General features: G+C 41.9%; 19 protein-coding genes and 3 pseudogenes. 4 read left to right on the top strand and 18 right to left on the bottom strand.

Annotation, left to right across the window (positions count from 1 at the left end; genetic code table 11):
* Nucleotides 1-76: 76 nt before the first annotated feature.
* Complete coding sequence (gene repM, locus MZO21_RS13045; protein WP_423250223.1) at nucleotides 77-763, bottom strand: replication initiation protein RepM; 687 nt, start codon at nucleotides 761-763, stop codon at nucleotides 77-79.
* A 49-nt stretch (nucleotides 764-812) separates the two neighbouring features.
* Here repM and MZO21_RS13040 point away from each other — a divergent pair.
* Nucleotides 813-1397 (top strand): annotated as a pseudogene (locus tag MZO21_RS13040) (IS3 family transposase); the annotation flags it as partial.
* 33 nt (nucleotides 1398-1430) lie between these two features.
* On the opposite strand, the pseudogene MZO21_RS15145 reads toward MZO21_RS13040, so the two are convergent.
* From MZO21_RS15145 to MZO21_RS13020, 4 genes and pseudogenes are all read right to left on the bottom strand, one after another.
* Nucleotides 1431-2423, bottom strand: a pseudogene (locus MZO21_RS15145) (site-specific integrase); the annotation flags it as partial.
* Between the two features lie 1113 nt (nucleotides 2424-3536).
* Nucleotides 3537-4908: pseudogene (locus tag MZO21_RS13030) on the bottom strand (IS1182-like element ISCfr1 family transposase).
* Between the two features lie 114 nt (nucleotides 4909-5022).
* A complete protein-coding gene (locus MZO21_RS13025) occupies nucleotides 5023-6159 on the bottom strand; it encodes a DUF3883 domain-containing protein (protein ID WP_000080860.1) in 1137 nt (378 codons plus the stop codon).
* A 50-nt stretch (nucleotides 6160-6209) separates the two neighbouring features.
* Nucleotides 6210-6437 carry a hypothetical protein gene (locus MZO21_RS13020; protein ID WP_000248278.1) on the bottom strand — a complete coding sequence of 76 codons (228 nt, stop codon included), beginning with the start codon at nucleotides 6435-6437 and terminating at the stop codon, nucleotides 6210-6212.
* Between the two features lie 23 nt (nucleotides 6438-6460).
* Here MZO21_RS13020 and MZO21_RS13015 point away from each other — a divergent pair, with 23 nt between their 5' ends.
* Nucleotides 6461-6652 (top strand): hypothetical protein, encoded by a 192-nt coding sequence (locus MZO21_RS13015; RefSeq protein WP_000951934.1) that lies wholly within the window; start codon nucleotides 6461-6463, stop codon nucleotides 6650-6652.
* A 481-nt stretch (nucleotides 6653-7133) separates the two neighbouring features.
* Here MZO21_RS13015 and MZO21_RS13010 read toward each other — a convergent pair whose 3' ends face one another.
* The 4 genes from MZO21_RS13010 to MZO21_RS12995 all read right to left on the bottom strand — a co-directional run bounded on the left by MZO21_RS13010 (nucleotide 7134) and on the right by MZO21_RS12995 (nucleotide 10534).
* Complete coding sequence (locus tag MZO21_RS13010) at nucleotides 7134-7676, bottom strand: AAA family ATPase (RefSeq protein WP_000587837.1); 543 nt, start codon at nucleotides 7674-7676, stop codon at nucleotides 7134-7136.
* 12 nt (nucleotides 7677-7688) lie between these two features.
* On the bottom strand, nucleotides 7689-8549 hold the full coding sequence (gene aac(3)-IId, locus MZO21_RS13005; RefSeq protein ID WP_000557454.1) for an aminoglycoside N-acetyltransferase AAC(3)-IId: 861 nt from the start codon (nucleotides 8547-8549) through the stop codon (nucleotides 7689-7691).
* A 132-nt stretch (nucleotides 8550-8681) separates the two neighbouring features.
* A protein-coding gene (locus tag MZO21_RS13000; RefSeq protein ID WP_223155595.1) for an IS3-like element ISAba14 family transposase occupies nucleotides 8682-9814 on the bottom strand; the annotation gives its coding sequence in 2 pieces (ribosomal slippage) (nucleotides 8682-9562 and nucleotides 9562-9814; 1134 coding nt in all).
* A 186-nt stretch (nucleotides 9815-10000) separates the two neighbouring features.
* On the bottom strand, nucleotides 10001-10534 hold the full coding sequence (locus tag MZO21_RS12995; protein WP_043041555.1) for a hypothetical protein: 534 nt from the start codon (nucleotides 10532-10534) through the stop codon (nucleotides 10001-10003).
* Nucleotides 10535-10723: 189 nt separating this feature from the next.
* Here MZO21_RS12995 and MZO21_RS12990 point away from each other — a divergent pair, with 189 nt between their 5' ends.
* Nucleotides 10724-11152, top strand: coding sequence for a hypothetical protein (locus MZO21_RS12990; protein WP_043041554.1), 429 nt, complete (start codon nucleotides 10724-10726; stop codon nucleotides 11150-11152).
* 75 nt (nucleotides 11153-11227) lie between these two features.
* Here MZO21_RS12990 and MZO21_RS12985 read toward each other — a convergent pair whose 3' ends face one another.
* The 6 genes from MZO21_RS12985 to MZO21_RS12960 form a co-directional block, all read right to left on the bottom strand.
* A complete protein-coding gene (locus MZO21_RS12985) occupies nucleotides 11228-11890 on the bottom strand; it encodes a hypothetical protein (RefSeq protein ID WP_227553516.1) in 663 nt (220 codons plus the stop codon).
* Nucleotides 11891-11910: 20 nt separating this feature from the next.
* Complete coding sequence (locus MZO21_RS12980; protein ID WP_005006227.1) at nucleotides 11911-12288, bottom strand: hypothetical protein; 378 nt, start codon at nucleotides 12286-12288, stop codon at nucleotides 11911-11913.
* A 75-nt stretch (nucleotides 12289-12363) separates the two neighbouring features.
* Nucleotides 12364-13287 carry a tyrosine-type recombinase/integrase gene (locus MZO21_RS12975; RefSeq protein WP_228160832.1) on the bottom strand — a complete coding sequence of 308 codons (924 nt, stop codon included), beginning with the start codon at nucleotides 13285-13287 and terminating at the stop codon, nucleotides 12364-12366.
* Nucleotides 13288-13322: 35 nt separating this feature from the next.
* Complete coding sequence (locus tag MZO21_RS12970; protein ID WP_228160833.1) at nucleotides 13323-13826, bottom strand: hypothetical protein; 504 nt, start codon at nucleotides 13824-13826, stop codon at nucleotides 13323-13325.
* Between the two features lie 183 nt (nucleotides 13827-14009).
* Nucleotides 14010-14855, bottom strand: coding sequence for a hypothetical protein (locus tag MZO21_RS12965; RefSeq protein ID WP_042893442.1), 846 nt, complete (start codon nucleotides 14853-14855; stop codon nucleotides 14010-14012).
* Between the two features lie 119 nt (nucleotides 14856-14974).
* Nucleotides 14975-16891 carry a hypothetical protein gene (locus tag MZO21_RS12960; RefSeq protein WP_248103674.1) on the bottom strand — a complete coding sequence of 639 codons (1917 nt, stop codon included), beginning with the start codon at nucleotides 16889-16891 and terminating at the stop codon, nucleotides 14975-14977.
* 111 nt (nucleotides 16892-17002) lie between these two features.
* On the opposite strand from MZO21_RS12960, the gene MZO21_RS12955 reads away from it, so the two are divergent.
* On the top strand, nucleotides 17003-18040 hold the full coding sequence (locus MZO21_RS12955) for a hypothetical protein (RefSeq protein ID WP_042893444.1): 1038 nt from the start codon (nucleotides 17003-17005) through the stop codon (nucleotides 18038-18040).
* Nucleotides 18041-18152: 112 nt separating this feature from the next.
* Here MZO21_RS12955 and MZO21_RS12950 read toward each other — a convergent pair whose 3' ends face one another.
* The 3 genes from MZO21_RS12950 to MZO21_RS12940 form a co-directional block, all read right to left on the bottom strand.
* A complete protein-coding gene (locus MZO21_RS12950) occupies nucleotides 18153-18989 on the bottom strand; it encodes a nuclease-related domain-containing protein (protein WP_042892488.1) in 837 nt (278 codons plus the stop codon).
* Between the two features lie 2 nt (nucleotides 18990-18991).
* Nucleotides 18992-19342 (bottom strand): hypothetical protein, encoded by a 351-nt coding sequence (locus MZO21_RS12945; protein WP_151303332.1) that lies wholly within the window; start codon nucleotides 19340-19342, stop codon nucleotides 18992-18994.
* 412 nt (nucleotides 19343-19754) lie between these two features.
* Nucleotides 19755-20444, bottom strand: a complete 690-nt coding sequence (locus MZO21_RS12940; RefSeq protein ID WP_078389062.1) for a hypothetical protein — start codon at nucleotides 20442-20444, stop codon at nucleotides 19755-19757.
* Nucleotides 20445-20586: the final 142 nt, after the last annotated feature.

Genomic DNA, 20586 nt, shown 5'->3' with positions numbered 1-20586 from the left:
TGTAAATCTATGCCTAACTCTGTCAAAAGTTGTTGTCTATTAGACTGCCTAATAGACAAATGATCAAGTATAAATTTTAGGCAGCTTGATAGCCAACTTTTTGAAGATAAGGGAATAATTCTTGGAATTTTTCACTATCTTGAAGCATTTCAGCAATACGTATAGCGAATTGTGGATAGCTTTCTGTACCCTGAGAATACTTACCCATTTCTGGTAGTTCGGAAAGTTTAGTAGCGAATAAGTGGCGTTGCTTATCTGTCATTCTCGAGAACAGATCAGTTGTATTAGGGTCTCTATTAGTTTCTATAGATCGAATAGTTGCTTTCTTTGGCTTAAAGCTAAAAGAAAATCCTGAGATTGAACGACCTTTTTTATGCTGTTCGTATTTAACAGTTATATCTGAAAATTCGTTGATTTGATCTACTGCAATATCTAAAACACGTCTCTTAAATGCTTCCATTCGAGTGTATTCGTTAACACCTATACCAAGTTGGCTACGAAATTTATTTAATTCATAAACAGGCGTTTTCCCTACAGACTTCCATTGCATTAAGAGCTCATAAAGACGTACTGCATAAACGCTTTTGAAGTCAGCAGTTTTTTTCAAATGATAACTAGTAAAATACTGTTCAAACCCATCTATTTTAGTGACATGTTCAATTACCACACGAGTTAAGGTAACTAAAATTCTTCCTTCACCTTTCCGATAATTAGCATCTTGAATCCAGCGACTTTTTGTTAAAGTTCCATCTTCATTGGTAATCGTAAATTGTCTTTTAAAAAGAGAATCTTCTGCTTCAATTAATGCTAAATACTGCTGGAATCACAAGCGGGTTTACCGCATTTACTGTGAGTTGGCACTAAATCTGCGTATTAAACCGAGAAGAAGACTAAAACGGCACGCGCCTGAACCATTGAAAGAACCAATCCGAGAAAATCAGGTCTGGTCATTAGATTTTATGCATGATCAGCTGATCGATGGTCGAAAGTTCCGATTATTAAATGTGATTGATGACTACCGTCGAGAAGGCTTAGCGATTGAAGCAGGATTCTCATTACCTACAATCCGAGTTATTCGTACGTTGAATCAGTTGCTGGAGTGGCGAGAAAAGCCGTTAGTTATTCGGTGTGACAATGGCCCGGAGTTTATCAGTCATGAATTTGTACGCTGGGCTACTGAGCACGGTATTCGTATTGAATATATTCAACCAGGTAAGCCACAGCAGAATGCGTATATTGAACGTTATAATCGGACTATACGTTATAGCTGGCTAAGCAAGCATCTATTTGACACACTGGAAGAAGTACAAGATTATGCAACAAACTGGTTGTGGCATTACAACCATGAAAGACCACATCAAGCTAACAAAGGAAAGCCACCTCTAAGGGCTGCTTAACCTCTACTTTTAACTTCGGTTATTTATGGGAGGATTACCATAACTTAAAGCAGAATAGGGAGGCTTTAAGGATGTAAATAAGATATGTGAAGGAATTTCTTTTCGGATTTCATTTATATAGATTTGAAGAATTCTGTAGTCTCGTTCCTGCAGTTTAATTACTCGGTACGAATATTCATTTTTGATTTTTGGCTTTTTTGATCGATCATCGAACTCATCATCTGTATTTGTAATAATTAAACTAAAACTATGATTCTGAATTGATTTTTTAATAGAGTTGGTTGTTAGTAGCATAAGCTCACCAATTCTAAGACCATAGTTGAGCATGAGATGTATGATCAGAAAGTTTCTGAGTTGTACATTTTTAGATCTAAAAGGATTTAATTCATTGTATTTATTAGAGTTACTTGGTGAAATGACTGAATACAATCCTTTAATCATTTCCTGATTCATGCTCTTAAAATTATGATTTATCTCACTTTTAATTGTCTTATTGGCTTTTGAAAAATTATTTATAATTTTTTTCTTTATTGTCATATATTTATTCAAGTTTTCTTTAATTTTTTGAATTTCCTTCAACGTAAGTTGTGGCTGTGATTGCATGCTTAAGTATTCATTAATCAAGAAGTTGTAAAACTTTAAGAAGGATCTAACTCTATGACCAATTGTTGTGTAATTAATATGTTCTGAATTGCTTAGCCGTATAAGATTACTTTCAAGTTTTTTATTATTTTCTAAGTAAACAATGAAATTATCAATTTCACATTGAATGATCTCAAAATTATAGGATGTCGAATAGAACGACTCACAAAAGGACGTGGCAAACTTTTCAAACCAAAATTCATACCAAAATTTTATTGCGATTAAATCTGCATGCTGCGTAGAGATACTTTGAAATCTAAGAAATTTCATGGTGTACAGCATAGGGTACATACATGGACAGAATGAATCTAAATCAAATAAAAGAATAATTTGATTTTCGTTTGAGACTTTCTTTTCTAAATGAATTGTTTTTAAAGCAAACATAGTAAAGTTTATGAATTATTCTTAAGGTCAACATATCATATTTTATGATTGAAATAGAAATTAGTTAAGTTATTGAATCTTAGTTCAAGAAAGAAAAATATGAAGTTATTGTTAGGTGTATCGGAATTGTCATAATTAAAATTCTCAAAGGAGTAGAAAAGGCACTACCCCACAATTTTTTTCTCTCAAAATGTCATTCACTGTCATTTTTTAGTGGCAAGTACCAGGTGCAATTCTTTTTACGGTGTATTACACCGTAGATGTTTTGAGTGAGCTTAGCTGGCACCGTAAAAGTTTTGATCGACAAAATATCCAAAGTCAACTGGACTGTTAATCCATTTGCTAAACAAAACGTGAAACAGCAAATTATTGTAGTCTATATATTTTTCATAATTGTTCACGATACCTAAGTTCAGCAAGTTTTTTTCAAACTCAATGCGTTCAATGGGTTCTGATTTCACAAATGCATGGATGGATGCTTTGATTGTGGGAGGAAAATAAAGTGTCATCCTAACTACAGGACCCTGCAACGTAGCAATTCCTGCAAAAATCCATTTAAAACAATGACTTATTTCAATTCTGCCATCTGCAAGCGTTTTGTGGGGATGGAGGCCGGAATCATTAAAGTATCATCCTAATTTTCGCTCAACCTTGGAAAATGCTGAGAATCGTAAAAATAAAGTTTCATCCTTTCCGCTACTAGTTCAAGGCTTTCTTCCGGCCGCCGGCAACAACGCTGCTTGGCTGAGGCGATCCACTTGCGCTACCGCTCACTGATCAGATCGAACTTGAACTCGACGAGCAGCCAACCATCAGGCCGAGCGTGATCGCCAAAAAAAACGGATCATGCGAAATCCTTCGTTGAGTTTGGCGCGGGTTTTAGCAAATCAGCTGGCCCGCGATCCGGTTGAGAGTGATCCGAAGCGGTCCTTGACGACCGGCACAAATCGGCCGATTCTGTTGAAAAAGTAGCTTTAGCGGCAGCCTGCCGATCAGGTGTGCCTGCTGTCGAAGTGGCTGCAAGCCACTTCAAGTTGCCTTCCGGCGTTTCACTGAGCGTCCTTGCTCAGGTTTAAGGGTTAATTTGAGGGTTTCTGCTCGTAGCAGGCATACCTATCCCGTCAGCGGTGGCCCTTGAGGCAAAAGCTTGGCCATGCGGCGCAGGTTCTGCACCATCGCAGCCAAGGTGAATTCGTCAGTGGCACCCGTTAGGCCACGCAGTCGTAAACGGTCGAGTTTCATGATCCGTTTGAGGTGGGCGAAAAGCATCTCCACCTTCTTTCGTTCGCAGCGAGAGACGAGGTACTCCGGTGTCTTGGCGATGCGTCGAGCCACGTCGCGGGCAGCCTCATGGATGCTGCGGACGATCTTCCGATTCGGCGTGTTGGGGCAGCATTTCGCTTTCAACGGGCAGGTGGCGCAGTCGGTTTGGCTGGAGCGGTAAATGACGGTTTTGGCCTTAGTTACCCGCGACCTTTGCTGGGTGAAGGCGCGCCATTCACTGCGTAGCGGTTTGCCGGCTGGGCAGCGATATTCATTGGCGTCCTGACTCCAGTGAAAGTCGTTACTGGAGAGGCTGTCGTCCTTGCGCTCGGTCTTGTCCCACACCGGCACATGCGGTTCGATGTCCTTTTCTTCGACCATCCAGGCCAGCATCGGGGCGGTGCCATAAGCGGTATCGCCGATAAGGCGTTCCGGTGTGAGATCGAACTGCGCCTCGACACGCTCGACCATCGTCCTAGTCGAATCGACTTCGGCGGTACGGTGCGCCGGGGTAGCTTCCACGTCCATGATCACACCGTGCTCAGTGTCGATCAGGTAATTCGTGGAGTAGGCAAAAAAGGCCGGGCCACCTGGCGCTGCTGTCCAACGGGACTGAGGATCAGTGAGCGAAATTTTCTTGGGAAGAGCCTCAGCCAGCGCCTCTTCATCAAGGGCTTCGAGGTACTCGCGCACTGCGCGGCTGCTGAGCTTTGGATCGTTCCAATCGACCTCATCTCCCGCCACCCCACGTTGCCGGCTGGCATCCGCCTTAATGATGCTGGCGTCGACGGCGAAACCTTCACCCTTGACTAGGCCGGCTGCCATGCAGCGCCGCAGCACCTCATTGAATAACCAGCGGAATAGATCGCTGTCACGAAAACGCCCATGGCGATTCTTCGAGAAGGTCGAGTGATTGGGGACTTCGTCTTCCAGACCCAACCGGCAGAACCAGCGATAGGCCAGGTTCAGGTGCACCTCTTCGCACAATCGCCGCTCGGAACGAATGCCATAGCAAGTAGCCGACGACCAGCATGCGCACCATCAACTCCGGGTCAATCGAGGGACGCCCGATGGGGCTATAGAAATCTGCCAGGTAGGCACGTAGATCACTGAGATCCAAGCACTGGTCGATGCTGCGCAGGAGATGTTGGGCCGGGACGTGATCTTCCAGATTGAACGAGTAGAACAGGCGCTGCTGTCCTCCCGGTAACTGTCCCATCATGCTGTTCGCCCCCACGCTCGCTGACAAAGCAATTTTGCCAACGGCATGGGGAGGCCGCTACTTTTTCAACAGAATCGGCCGCACACAGCCATTCGGCTCAACAGAACCCTGCCTTTACCCCACCAAACTCCGGAAACTCGCCCGGTAGTCCGTCGGCTTGAGATGCACATGTTGGCTGAGGTCGCCGGGTAGCGTGAACAGGCGCGGACCGTCCCGAAACTGGAACACGCGATACAGATGGAATTGATCGCCCGCCTCCTTGGAGAATTCGAGTTCGTTGTGGCTGACCAAGAAAGACGAGCCTACCCCGCCATTGGTGGTTTTCACCTCGATGAAGCGCTCATGGGCGTCCTCTTCGAACGACAGGATGTCGAACCCCGCACCGTCTCCCTGGGTGTCGGACACCCAATCCAGCCGCTGAAAAAGCTCTGGGTGGCCGAGCTCGGTCAGGCGTTGCTGTTCGTAGCCAATCACCCACTGCTCCCCTGCCCGGCCCAGCTTGCGGTTGGCTTCATCGCGAGCGGCATAATCGAACTTTCGCGGTAGGCGTTGCCGTAGAGATGCCGGGGTACGCACAAGCACTTCACGGGCGGGTGGTTCTACCAAAGCCGCTCGGTAGGTTTTGTCACCCGGAAGTTTTACCTCCTCCAGGGCATCGACAAGAGCGCCGACCGTCTGCTGATGTTCCAGAACGTAGGCGTGTACGGATTTACGCAGCAGCAGTTGGCTGTTGCCGCGTGGCTTGTAGCCGTTGATATAGGGCAGGCCCAGGGCATCGAGTACGGCGCTAATGTTCTGGTGCTTGAGCTCGACTGAAGACTTGCTGCGACCGTTCAGCAGTTGGCGCAGTGCCTGGTTGTGCTCGGACTTGTTGTACGGCTCCCCAGCCGCCTCGGCACGCAGCATGTCGAAATAGTCTTCGACCGTGGCCAAGACCTCTTCTTCGGACCAGTCTTCGCCGATGCGAATGATGCGAAACCCGAGCCGCGTCAGCGCCGGAACGACGGTCGCCTCGCCACCGGAGAAGCTGTCAGCAGTGAGCGGGCCCTGCTCGGGAAATTGCTTGCCGAAGGCCACACCGGCGATGGCCTTGGAATCGCAATCGGTGCCGGTCTTCGGATCACGTACCAGGAAGTCGCGGGACTTGCCGTAGCCGTGGCGCGCCAGGAATTTCGTGCGGCCCAGTTGCACGAACTCATCGATGGCAGCCTGCACGGCGGCGGGGCTTCGAAGCTGGGAGAGTTGAGACACAGGGTCCTTCCTTACTGTCATGGTGTGCCGGGAACCGCCGAGCCACGAGATTATGAGTAGCCCCTGAACAGAAACGTCACGATAAAAGCCGTGAACGCCACCAGGCCCATTAAATCCCTTGCGTATTTGCAGCCCGTGCTGTCCAAACCTGTACCAGGTCCGATCAACACGCTCCAACCATTGAGGTACGAAAACACCGCCTGACCGAACAAAAAATGCGTGATAGCCGCCGCAGCCATGACGCCGGAATCGTCAGACAGGCTGTAGCTGTTGACCATTGCCCTGTACGCCTGCATCTGAAATGGCTATTGCCCTGATGGGAGCCGGCTTTTCAGCCACCGACACCAGCGATGCCGTCAATATTCTTTACCCGATAACCATGACCGTACAAGCTAACAAGGCCTGGCAAGCCAGCGGACTTAAAAAGTCTTTTTTTCTACCATCCCACAAAAAAGTTCGTGGTGGAGAAAAGATAAGCTATGCAAGGCTTTAGGAGACGTGGTTTTTCAGGATGACGAAGAACGATTCGGCGCTAGGTGCAACATAGGTGCATCGCACGAGCGCTAGGAACGGCGAAAAAAGGCGGACGTGGCGAAATCGGTAGACGCAGCAGACTTTAAAATTGGAGTGCCCGCGGGGAAATCCGCGGAGTAGAACCGCTCAAAGTCGGGGAACGCTAACGGGCAATACCCTAAGCCAATCCCGAGCCAAGCCCCTTCGGGGGAAGGTGTAGAGACTGGACGGGCGGCGCCTAAAGCCTTCGGGCAATGGCGAAGGGACAGTCCAGACCACGAACGTCATCAGACGGCGGCGAAAGTCGAGGTGGTACGAAAATCTGCTTCTCTGTGAGAGTACGGGTTCGAGTCCCGTCGTCCGCACCACAAAGCCAAACATCCCTGCGATGATCGACCTCTGGGCGTTTGGTCGTGAGCCCGCCACCCTCGCGCTACGCTTTGCGCAGGCGTCGAAGGCGATCAGGTGCGCCCATCGATTCCGTCGAGCACCATCGCTGCGAGTTCATCGCTGGTGTGTGCACCACTATCGAGAACACGGGTTGTGCATGGAAGCCGTTCCCTTGCGGCCAAGCATCGGGCGACATTCGCTAATCGCCACTCTCGAATCTCCGCATTTCGATTCGGGTCAGGATGCATGGTCTGGTTCGCGATCCGGTGACGCAATAGGTCCTCGTTGAGCGTCAGAAAGATGTGCAGCAGCTGATCGTCGATCCGCCTTACCCCGTCGAGTATCTCAGTCAGATAGTCCGGGTGCACGAGCGTCATTGGGATGATGATGTCCTGCGAGTAATTCCTTCGAATCTCCCTGACCGCCGCGATCGTAAGTCCCCTCCACAAGGGGAGATCCTGATAGTCTCCGCTCGCTGGCATGGGGACCGTTTCTTTCACCACGAACCCGATTTCCTCGGGGTCAAAGATCAGCGATTTGGAACGCCGATCGCGCAGCCGCTTAGCGAGCGTCGTCTTTCCGGCGCCGAAAGGTCCGTTGATCCAGATTATCATTGTCGACGGCCTCTAACCTGAAGGCTCGCAAGAGCGCTCGACGGCCTCGTGCGGAGGCACGATCGGAGTGGTTCCGAAATGCTTCTCAAGATAGGTGACGCCGAACGTCACGATGTCCTGCGCGTCGAACAGGTAGCACTGAGCAAAGCCCACGACACCTTCTCGATGGCGACCGAGCTTCACGTAAGCATTTGCTATAGTTTCAACCGCATCCGGCTTTCCTTCGATAGCAAAGCAATCGAGAATGCCGTTTGAATCGTAATCCGATGCCGTTTTCCAGGCGACTTCACCGTCTCTTCCAAGCATCGGCATCTCATACGTCACCCACCGTTTGTTGGGGATATCGGCAACCGCCTCGGCGTAGTGCAATGCGGTAACGGAGTTTAGCGGCGCACCCAACAGCAGGGCCTTCCCGCCAAGGCGAACGAACCGCTCGACGGGCGATCCTTCCCCCAAGGCGTGACCGAGTTCGTGAGGCTCCGTCAGCGTTTCAGCCAGCGGACCAACCGCGACCATCGATGCATCGGGGTGCGCGCTGCGCCGCGCGCCGGGGGCTTGAACCAGAAATTGATTCAGCAGGCCGAACCCACGGTAAGTCCCGGCTGTTGCGGGATCGAACGGCAGCCAGGTACGGCGGGCTTCGTCATCCAGCCGAGCGCCATTCAGAGTCTCCTCGTAGGGTGATCGGTCCCACGACGCGTATCCCATCACAGTGCCAGTCGGCCCAACCGCGGAGCGTAACGCGGCAACGACCGTCTCCGCTCCTCCTTCGACCGGACCAATCGCTTTAAGTGAGGCATGCACCATCAAGAGGTCACCGGTTTGGACTCCGAGTTTTTGAAGCGCCTCCGTTATTGCCTTCCGCGTATGCATCGCGATATCTCCTCTAAACTGCAAAACACTATACCTATCGAGATATCACTCTACTATACCTATCGAGATATAGAGGTGGTCCCACTTGTTTGAACAACTAAAAGCGTATTTATAAGTGATATTCCGCTCTAGTTAAGCCACCTTGTTTTGTTGGGGTAGCTGATCATAGTAAAACTCATTTGGTGTCATTTTGTCTAGACTCGAATGAGGTCGTTTCAAATTATAAAACTCAAAATATGCACTTAATTGCTTTTTCGCATCTGTGACACTGCTATAAGCTTTGAGATACACCTCTTCATATTTAACGCTCCGCCATAATCGTTCAACCATCACATTATCTACCCATCGACCTTTACCATCCATACTGATTTGAATGCCATTTGATTTCAATACATCAATAAATGCATCACTGGTAAACTGGCTGCCTTGGTCTGTATTAAATATTTCAGGTCGACCATATTTTTCAATCGCTTCATTTAAAGCCGAAATACAAAAATCCACCTCCATACTAATCGATACCCTATGCGCAAGTACCTTGCGGCTATGCCAATCAATCACAGCACATAAATAAACAAAGCCTTTTGCCATAGGGATATACGTTATATCCGTAGACCACACTTGATTACTGCGCTGAATAGCCAACCCTTTGAGCAGATATGGATATTTACGGTGAGCTTGATTAGCCTGGCTTAAATTTGGTTTGCAATATAACGCCTGAATACCCATTTTCTTCATTAAAGTACGTGTATGACGTCGTCCTATATGATGTCCTTGACGATTCAACAAATCACGCATCATACGACTGCCTGCAAAAGGATATTGCATATGTAATTCATCAATACATCGCATCAGCTTCAGATCTGATGCACTCACAGGTTTTGGGCGATAGTAATAACAACCACGGGAGACTTTCAGCAGCTTAGCTTGCTTAGATACTGAAATCTGAAGTGAGTCGTCGATTAACTTTTGTGGTTGAAGCGGCCCAGTTTCTTCAACACACCTTCTAAAAAATCAATTTCTAATGCCTGCTCACCGATTTTTGCATGTAGTTTTTTTAGATCGATGGGTGGTTCTGTTGGAGCTTTTGATTGATCGAAAGCTTGCGAGGAAGCTGAGATCAATTGATTTTTCCAGTCAATAATTTGGTTTTGATGAACATCAAACTCAGCACTCAATTCAGCAAGTGTTTTTTCTGCTTTAATCGCAGCAAGTGCTACCTTAGCTTTAAAATCATTTGAATGATTTCTTCTTGGTCTACGTGCCATAAAATACTCCATATATTGATGTTTATAACATCATTTGAGGAGCAGAATATCACTTATAGGAGTTGTTCAAATTTACGGATCCATCTCTGTAATCTGGAAAATATCTGAAAATATTGCTCAGTCGATACAGCAATGTTTAAACCAATAAGGTGCATGCTGCAGTAATCAATATGCACCCCTCTAGAATTAGAATCTTATGCCGACCGTTTCACCATCATCATTGACCGCACCAGCATCATAAGTGTTATGCCATACGCCATTAATCATGACCAAGTGTGGCGCCCAAAATGACACTGTTTGAATATTATGCAAAACATCATCTGGCGTATCGAAACTAGAAGCACCTATATAGCGGAAGAACATCAAGTTTTCGCCTAGTTCTTCAATATACATTTCAGGATCAAAGTCATCCAAAAACTCTTTATCTTCACGTATCACTTCGTTTAACTCAGTTTCAACGAGTTTGAGTAAAGCGGTAGGCGTAGGTAAACCATCATAAGCCCATTCAGACTCTTTACCTTCAAGTTCCATCCCATCTTTAATATCAAATGCAGCGACATATCCAGTAAAGTAATTTTCAGCTTGCGAGAAGTTATTCGGCATGTCTTGATAGTATCCATCAAGTACGGTCTTAATCTTTGCCAAGGTTGCATCAATCGTACTTTGAATTGCACTTTCAGCACGTTCTTGAGCTGTACCTCTTTGCTTAGCTTGCCCCATGTGTACCCCCTGATTATTCACATTTTGACTAGTATTTTATTTCTAAAGCCTATTGTTTCAGCACTTTAAACCGATTCAGTATATACCAAAGGTTTGCTATTTATATTTCATATATACGATAAGTCTCAAATACTACAAATGGCTTGGTAGCTAAGTGATATAACATGTTTTTGTACTTCAGGCTTTACAATGCTTTTCTCAGATTATCTAGACCAACATGCCGTTATTCTTGCGCTATGTTTGGCAATCTGCATATCTTCAGTTGTGGTTTATACAAAGTATAGAACTCTACGCGCCGTTTATCTTACTGGTGCATCCCTATTCACTTTAACCGCCACAATATTTCTATCGATCGGATTTTATTTAACTACATTGGATGTATCTGCTTCAGATAGAAAGGAGATCCAAAGCATTACTTCTCAAGTGAGCCAAGACAAAAATATCGCTTCAGCAATTGAACTCAATCAAAGAAATAACTATGAATTATTGGTTGCAGTATCTCAAAAGAAAAACCTTACCTACTCAGATCTAGGCAGTATTCAATATGGCCAAGTACGTGACACAGTAAATTTGACGAAATATTCTCAATACAAAACTTTGGTGAATGCTGAGTACTAATTTTTATTGTTGTTTGCGTTGTTCAAGAACGCTGATTTATGCACTACTCGTTGTTCTTCCTCATATCGTATCACTTCATGAGCCACGCAATATAGAGATATATTTCTTAGACATTGTTTCCATAAAAGTTCTGGATAGAGTTTTGTATAGGTCAGGAATGTTCTTTTCCCAAAACAACAATATTTCACCCTTCGTTTTGCATAATTTAAAATCATCGGTATTGGTGAGATCCTCTACCTGTTGAATCATCACTTCCCTTTCTTTTTCTTTGGCTTGTTTTTCTAAAACTTTTTGTTCCTTGATTTTGTCTTGTTCAGACAAAAAGTTCCTACTTTTCTCGCGTTTTTCACTGTCAGTAATGAACTTAACCAAGTGGAATAAATGTTCCATCCATTCATCCGTATGGGTTAAGCCAAGGATGCAACCATTTAGATTAAAGCCAACATTAACCAGGCCTATATCTGATGATGTTTTATTTCTGATATTCAAAATGACATCTTCATCCAGTTCATTTTCTGCAATGAATTCGTCTATATAGTGTTGGTACTCTGGAGATAGAAAACCGTCAAAGGTATATCGAACAACTTCTACCAGTAAAAAATTAACCCCGAAAAGTTCAATGTGTTTTTCAATCTCCTCAACAGGGATTTCCAACTGCATTGTAGATACGAGGCTTTCTACGTGGACCAGTGGCTTACCAATTTGCTGTAACTTTTCATAAAGCTCATTTGCATTCATGGGTTGGTTCAATCCGTTTTTTATATTTTATTCAGCACAGCCAATGTCGCATTGAGCATATCGACTGAAACCTCTAATTTTTTTGCTAAACGGGCCATGTGGCCGTCATCAAGTATTCTTAATGCCTTATGTAATGAAGTATAGTTTTTTAGCTCTGAAAACTCTTCAATTTTTTCATTGATATAGACATCATCTAAACCAGCTTCTTCAAAACACTCAATTACAGATAAGCCAACATATGAAAGTTTCTGTTTTTTAACATATGTTGATTGTTTTTGGTCTATTAAACCAAGTTTCACAGCAATTTTGTGGCTTTCACCACGCTTAGGTAGTCGATTGTTTGTGATGACCCTTGTATTGAAAAATTCTTTTTTTACTTGTTCAAAAGTCTTAGCCATTACGGGCACCATCAAAAGTTAATTATTTCGATCGTTTACGATATATCTTTAGAAGTACAAGAAGCGAATAAATTATTAATCTTGGTTCGCTCTAGCGCGTGGATGTGCATCTTTATAAGAACTAATCAACGTTTCGTGATCTACAAGAATATATACTTGTGTCGAAGATAGTGATTTATGACCTAGCATTTCCTGAACGGCGCGAATATTTTTTGTTTTGTTATACAAGTGCGATGCAAAACTATGTCTCAAAGCATGAGTACTACCAATATTTCCAGAACCATGCGCCTTTAACAGAGCTGTAATGCATGCACCTAAATGGTTTTTCGCAATATGTTTGCCAGATGGTGCAATGAATAAATATCCGCAGTCTTCTACTCCAGCTTTTGAAATCCAACGATTACGAACTAAAAGCCAAGTAGAAATAGCCTCTAGTGATTTTTTTCCTAAAAAAACAATCCGTTCATTATTTCCTTTACCCAATACCTTTAGTTGCATAGCACTGAGGTTGATATCACTTAGTTTGATGGCATGTAATTCAGAGATACGTAAACCGCCAGAATATGCAATTTCTGCAGCTGCTAGATCTCTTAATTTTTGGTTGTTGTATTTAGGATTTAATGGAGCCTTGTTATCAAGGATCTCATTCAATGTGTCCACGGCGATTGGTCGCGGTAAGGAATTATTTTTGTACTTCACCTGAATATCAGTAAAGAAGTTTTCCAGTATGTATTTTCTTCGCAAGCAATAGCTCAGAAAATTTTTGATGCCAGATAAGTTTTTATTCAGTGTTCGTGCGGAAACAGCATCCACATCTGCCCGGTGTAAGCGAAATAAAGAGATATATTCACGGTTGAGATCCAAGAGATGTTTGCCTTTAAAAAAAGGCATTTCCAACATCAAAAGTATGCACTTTTTGTATTCATTAATCGTCATGTCGGATTTGTTTTCAAGCTTCAGGCTATCAAGCCATTCTTGAATCAATTCTTCGTTCGTCATGCTATGCATGGATAGATTTTCCGACATATGAATACTTAAAGCTCTTGGATAGTTTTCTCTAGCTGAACCTGTTTGTCAGCCCCAATTAATTTTATGACAATTTGCACAATATCCATATATTCTTTTACTGAGATTTTGCCATCTGCTTTCGCAGCATCCACGGTCTTACGTAAAAATGGGTTGTCTGCATATTTTTGGAATAAAGGGAAAGCTTTAAGGTCATTCAATGCATCAGCATTAATTGAGTCATTTGAATGTTTAATGATGCAATTTTTCACCTGATTTTCAGGTGTTTTGATGTAGGTCACTTCGGGCATGAGTGGCTTAATTTTTGTCACTAATTCCACTTCATTAGAAGTTAAGCAACTATACACAATTTGCGATACTGGCTCTTTTGGACCACTAACACTCCACCCTTTCGTCACTAGAAAAAACGGTATTTTAGAATACGGATACTTAAACGTATCATCAACAAGCTTATTAAATTGATGTGCAGTTGATAGGTAGCGATCGGAAGAAAAAACATCGATATGTGACATATCATTCGGCACTTCTGAGCATCCCCGACCATGATTACAGTGGCAATTGATAGGAGAGCTTTTTTCATAGGTTCAACCTTAGTTTGATTCGTGGGAAAAGTAACTTATAACTTTTGCTTAGGCTACGGTTAATAATTGTACATAAGCAAAAAAAATAGCGGTCGAGATAGACCGCTTTATGCATTAAAAATTGAATTTTTCAGTGTTGTACGCATAGATCTTATTAATATCAATGCGTTTACCCTGCATGGTAGTGATTGCAGTTGGTTGGAATTTGATTGCAAGATCTTTAATGTCTACGTCCTTCCACTCAGGCATGGTAGACGGCAAATCAATAGTACGGCGCTCTTTGGCACGGTTAGATGGAATCCAGTGGTTTAACTTAATCATTGAATCACCCAACAATGTACCTGTTTTGCGATCGACAATGCGAATATTCCCTTCTACCGAACGAATTTTTAAACCTGAAAAGTTATCAATGCCATAGGTAAAGGTATTTTGGTTTTTGCCATAAAAACGCACGGTGAATTGGTCACGCATGTAATAGTCATAATGTGCTTTTAATGCTTGGAGCATCGTTTCACGGTCTACAACTTTTTCAACCAGGCCATTATCAGTACGGAATGACTGGAGCTTTTTAAGTACCGGCTCTACATTTAATTGTTCGTCAGATACGTTCGGATTGGTCAGCGGATTACGTTGAGGATAGAAAATATCGTTTAAGTACGCTGTATGTTGAAGCAATATATACATCGCACGTTGCTGAGTATTCATTTGCTGGTAAAGGTGAGCTGTCGCTTTATAACGCTGATTTGAATTGTTTTCAAAATAGCTATCAGACAGTTTGTATTCGCTAATCTCAGGTCTAAGACCACCAGCAACAACATTAAAGCTTTTAGATGGCGTTAAAAGTCCTACATACGCTTCCTTAAAGTTCGGTGTTGGGATAGTTTCATCCTCAAATGCGAAAGCTGTATGCGCTAATACAGTACCAAGGATACCCACCATCGCAGTTTTTAATAGTTTCATTCAGTATTCTCTATATAACTTTAAAAAGGGTTTTAAGTTTGAAACTATAATACTTTATTTTTGTGCATTTAAAAAACCACTATTTAAACTTAAAGTAAAAATAATAATATTCCTTAAACCTATTTAACGCCATTCGTTAAACTATCGCTTAATCTCATTAGTCTTTTAAAGGTCAGGTAGTTTTTTGGTAGTAGTTTAGAATTAAGCGTTAAATTTGAGCATTGATCTAAGTCAATTTGGGCATTTTGATCGATAGGAAAGAGTTGTCCTTGATATGCAAAACCAGTCAAATTTTTAGCGATCGACTCAATCAAAAATACACCGTATTTATCTTGTTCCGTGGCCACTGAATTTAAACCACCTAAGGATGTAATCAGGTTTTTAAAATATCCTGGTATTGCGTTCTTCGTGCTTAAGAATTCTATTTGATTTTCAAATGCTTCAGGTGTGAGACATAACATAAAAGCATTTTTCTTTTCTTCTGGCGTTTCAAATACCTTGCCATTGGTCCACGACAGGATATTCGGCTTGAATACATGCAGTACTTCAACCGATTTAAGAAGATCCGCTACATTTGTTTTATGTTGTTCATCTGCTTCAGGCACAAACTGATTTTTGGTATATACCGCAGTAGAAAACCATTCATAATCAATTAACTGATTATCGGCATCTAATGGTTCATACAGCAAATACACGGCGCTATCACGCTTAATGGCCAACAGTGGTGATACTGCATATTGTTCTGCAAACTGAGTGATTGCATCTAAGAGCTCACTTGATATGTTGAGTTTTTTGGCATTGAATTCATCGCAAATTAACAGTAATTCTTGAGTGAGTGTTGGTACCACGTTTAACGGTGAACCAGTCTTGTTCAGCATCTCGTTAATAGCATTCTCAATTGCCCCTTTTGTTAGGCTATTGATGAACTGCAGCTGCTCTAATGAGATCCCTTCATGATCCAAAGCCTGTATGACCAGATCAAAAGCATGACGAATTTTCTTCTCAAAATGGTTTGCGTACGATAATCCCCAAGCGTCAGAAAAAAATGAGACTGTTTGTTCTGTATAGCTGGTATTCATTAGGGTTTTGGCAAGTTGCGCGTTACCGATTAAGTCACTTTCATCTTCTAATTTTTTACGCAAGTACTTCTCAATACCTTGTTTGCGAACGGACTGGATCTTCTTCAGGTTTTGACTTGATAGCCAAGTCTTATATTGCGATACAGCATATTGAATGTTCATATCGGCATATGCAGTAATACGGCAAGGCATACCATCAAAGAACGTTGGTAGAAGCACTTGTAAGAGCTCTAAATCACAAAGAGAAGAATAGATAATGCCGTTAGCCACTTCAAGGTCTGTAATCTTCACTGAGAATGAGTGAATACCGACTCGAATCAGTATTAATTTATCGGCATTTAATAGCACCGCATCATAAGAACTTTCACTGGTGATATTGTTTGCTTTAACCCATTTTTCCCAATGGTTAACGATATGGCCAGAAAGCGCTTCACGAGTATCGAAAGGTTGATCTAGATCTGCAGTTGCACTTATGAACGTATCTAAGCTAAACGCATATCGTAAAGGCTTTAGCTCGATATATGTCTCAATCGCTGTTGTATGCTGCTGAATACCATTAGTAATGCTTTGGAGCTTCAGTGCATAGTTCAAAGCCTCAAGCTGGAGCACTTCATCATCACCGATCTGCTGAAACACCGATGTAGCATATGAAAAATTAGTTTGTTCGCCGTGAATATAACGTCTTTTTTGCCCAATCTGCAGATACAGATTTTTGGCATCAGATTGGACTAAATCTAGGTAATTTTGTGGCTGAAGATCCTGAGCAAGTTGCGTAAAAGGTATTTTAATTTTTGATACTTTAGGTGCTTTTTTGAAACCTTCAATTGATGTCGGGAATTCAATAACATCTAAAATAAAATCTAGGTTTAAAGTTTTAACATCAATGATCAAATGATTTTTATAAAAACGTCCAATCAGGTTATTAAAAAAACAAACTTGGGTTTTATGGTTTAGCATAAATATACCTTTATGAATCTTAAAGATCATCTTATAATACTAGTATAAGTTTTAATACTATTTATCATGTGGTATTTTTAAACAAAGATAAAACTTTTAGTGAGTTGTTTCATGACAGAATCAGTTGTACCAAATAATAGCGCTTCAGAGAACGCACAAATACCAGGTACGATCGGAACATCAGCCGTTGCAGAACACAAGGGCGATAGTTTTAACGGCACAAGCATCATCACGATTGGTCGAGTTGACTTAAGTAGTGCTATTGAGCCTCTATTTGTACCAGTATCAACATTGTGGTCCATCACACCGGGTAATTATCCTTTAAGCGCAGAAAATATTAAAAACTGCACGGCAGTACGATTTGAGGGTGAAGAACTACTTACCCAAAACTTCGCATTAGGCTCAATTGTGGTTTATAAAATCAATGGTGTTTTAGGGAACCATGTAATTGTAGTCAGTGAGGATCGTGACGGCGGTAACGATAACCGTGCGATTTACTGCAATAGCTTCAATACAACATGTAATATCTTGTCTCAGTACGGTATTGCCTTCGCTGAGCTATATCGCCGTAAAGTATTAGAGCTTGATCAAGTCCTCTATACCAACCTCAATAGATCTCTTTTACAATCTCACTATGCAGAAAATGAAACTGACGTTATTGATTTAGAGTGGAATACAAAGCACCACCCTACTCTATACGTTCATGCGTCAAACTTAGTTGCATCTGAAGAGCACGGTTTTGTGAAATATGATGGTCGTATGGCTGGTATTGGTACCTTTTCTACAAAATGTCTAACTGCAGACCGTAACGGCAACTTAATTAAACCAGAGCTGGCCTTCCTTAATAACATTATTGAAATTAATGTTACTGAAAAAGATGCGTTAGAGTTCTTGAATTGCTCTATTACGAATAACCACTACTTTTCGCGTATGGTTGATCAACTCAAAAGTACTGGTCGTAAAGAATATGACTTCATCACGAACAACATTGATTTCTTCGCCGTACATGTGAAGCTTAACCTTGAAGAAGATCGTCCTAAAATTACGCGAATGGTTTTAGCACCAGATTTACCAATTCTGGAAAACTATTTGTATAAGCAATACGATCCAACCTACCTTGGTGAAGCCGTTGACGACTTAATTCAGTAATACAGATCTAAGAAAGCTAAAAGCCTACAATGTAGGCTTTTTTAATGCAAAAAGAAAAAGGTTTAATAATTACGGAATCCCAACCTGAATAACATCTATCTAGATGATATTTTTAGCGACCAAAGAACAAACCAAATAAGTAAAAAATCCCTCCAACTTTCATACCATTTGCAATATGAAAAGCAAAAGCTAAACAGATGATGACCGTTCCATAGAAAAATAGGTACGGTGCTAAAACACCTTTGAATTTCTTTTCCATTTGATCATGTAATGTGTATTTGATCGGAGCGGAACTTTGATCACGACTATTATCACTTGGAGTATCACGATCATCTGACTGAATAAGATTACGCACTCTAGGAGCAACACCCTGATCCCAAGAATATTCTTTAAGTTTTAACTTGTTTACTAGGTATAAAATATCATCACTAGCAAGACTAATCCCCTTGGTATGGAGCCTAGACAAAGTATCCACTGAATTAGCAATATCGGTAACATAAAACCACTTTCTTACCGAATGAGACAAATCCATTTGCGTACTAGATAACTCATTCAGGATGATGCAACCACTAATAAAACCTAAGTTTTGGTCGGTAAACAATTCAGCACTTTTGAACCACTCTAAAACAGCAAATCTGTTCTTCCGAATCTGAACAAATGGATTAATCTGAGAACCACCCTGAACCTCAAGCTCACCATTAATCAGCCATTCCCCATTTTCCGACCCAACTAGATTGCCGGAATAGTTTTTTAGGTCAATAACAACGATTGCTTCCTTGGTGAAAGCAATAACATCAATTTCCTGACCTGACCACATTGTGTTATAGAACAAATAAATCCAATCTTCACTATTACCCCAATGAAGCTTCAATTGGGTTAATAAGTCATCAAACATTTTTTGTTCATTTTTCAGGTGGCTAATATCACCATAATACGCATGAATAGTCATTATTAATCCTCATCCGTATAAAACAAAACTTCACCGCATTTAGCACAAGAGTTGCGAATTTTGTAAGTATTGTTTTTTAAGGCATATCTGCGAATTGATGTACTTTCGCAAAAACAACATTTCACGATATTTGTAGTCACAACACATTGAGGGTATTCAGTCTTATACCATTCAAGTGTTTGCGTGTTACGAACAAAGCGCTGTCTCTGCCACCCAATTTGCCCAATTGTTCCGTGGTAATGGAAATACAATCCTGCTAGAGAGAAAGCACCACCCCAAACCAAAAAGAACAAACCAGAATTACCACCCATCAACACGTAGTTATAAATTAACGCTGTGAAACCCACCGTCATAAAAAGACCAGTGAATATACTTGAAAAAATCACCTTTTCATTCCACCTAAAGTTAAAAAATACTGCTTTCAATTAATTTCTAATAACAAATCCGAAATAATCACATCAACCCAATGCTTCTAATTTTCGAGCAATATATTGGTTGATTAAAAGTCAAGTTCCGAAATTTATGGTTTGAGCAATTTCATGATCCAACTATTGCTGATGCTGTAATGGACCCCCAAAATAATGAATAAAGCACCCATAGAAGCTGTATTGACGCCAAATAGCGCTGCAACATACATCACCAGCTTAATAAAAACACCCTATACCATGAGGAAACATAAAAAGGCGAATACATATAGGAACAGGTAAAAAATAACTTTAAAAAATAATATAGTTTGTTCCTAAATATTCCTTACCTGTTTAGTGATTAAGGCGCTTTAAAATTCAATTGGATTTTATAAGTGTTCAAGACATCTGCTATAACAGTACCTTCAGGGATCTCAATCTTATCCCCTACTTTGTATGTGTTCACAAATTGCCAAAACACCGCTTTTTCTTGTGGATCTAAACGAGAAAGGATGTATAGATAAGCAGATTCAAGCTGTTGTTGGCTTGCATAGTTATCTACTGATACTACTGGCGTAGTTGCAAAGTTATAGTTCAATTCATCAAGTAGAGCTTCATATACAGTCGTACTTGCATACTTGCTGTATTTACCCTTGTTTTCAGGAACCGTATAGCCGTGGTTGTAATTGATCATACGAGCAACGTAACTGGCCAATAGTTCCGAGTTTTTAGGGTTTTGCTGTAAATAGTCTTCTAGCTTGGATTTATCAGCTTCGTGCGCCGTTAAAACCACTTCCCCGTTATTAATAACATTCAAGTTAAGTTTAATGCTCTTAATTTTACGAGGCGGTTGTTCAAATTCCGCACCGTTAAAGCGATGTTTAACGTTGATATAGTATTGTTCAATTGCATTAGCTTTAACTAAGGGAATTGGTGAAGATGATACAATTGGAGTTTGAGTGACTTTAACGGTTGTGTTGTTGGCATAGATGTGTGCTGATAGCGAGATTGTACCAATCAGTAAAGCTAAAGTACGTTTATTAAATACCATTTTAAACTTTTCCAGTGAAATAGTCGGTGTTATTTGTGAGAACCAGTTTTACTTTTAAAACTGGTTCTAAGCTGTCTTTACAAGATTATACTATTTTTAACATTGCATCACTAATAGTCCTTAAACATTTTTAGTTAATTCG

Source organism: Acinetobacter portensis (assembly GCF_023158935.1).
GTDB lineage: Bacteria > Pseudomonadota > Gammaproteobacteria > Pseudomonadales > Moraxellaceae > Acinetobacter > Acinetobacter faecalis.
This window is presented reverse-complemented; position numbering and strand designations above follow the sequence as displayed.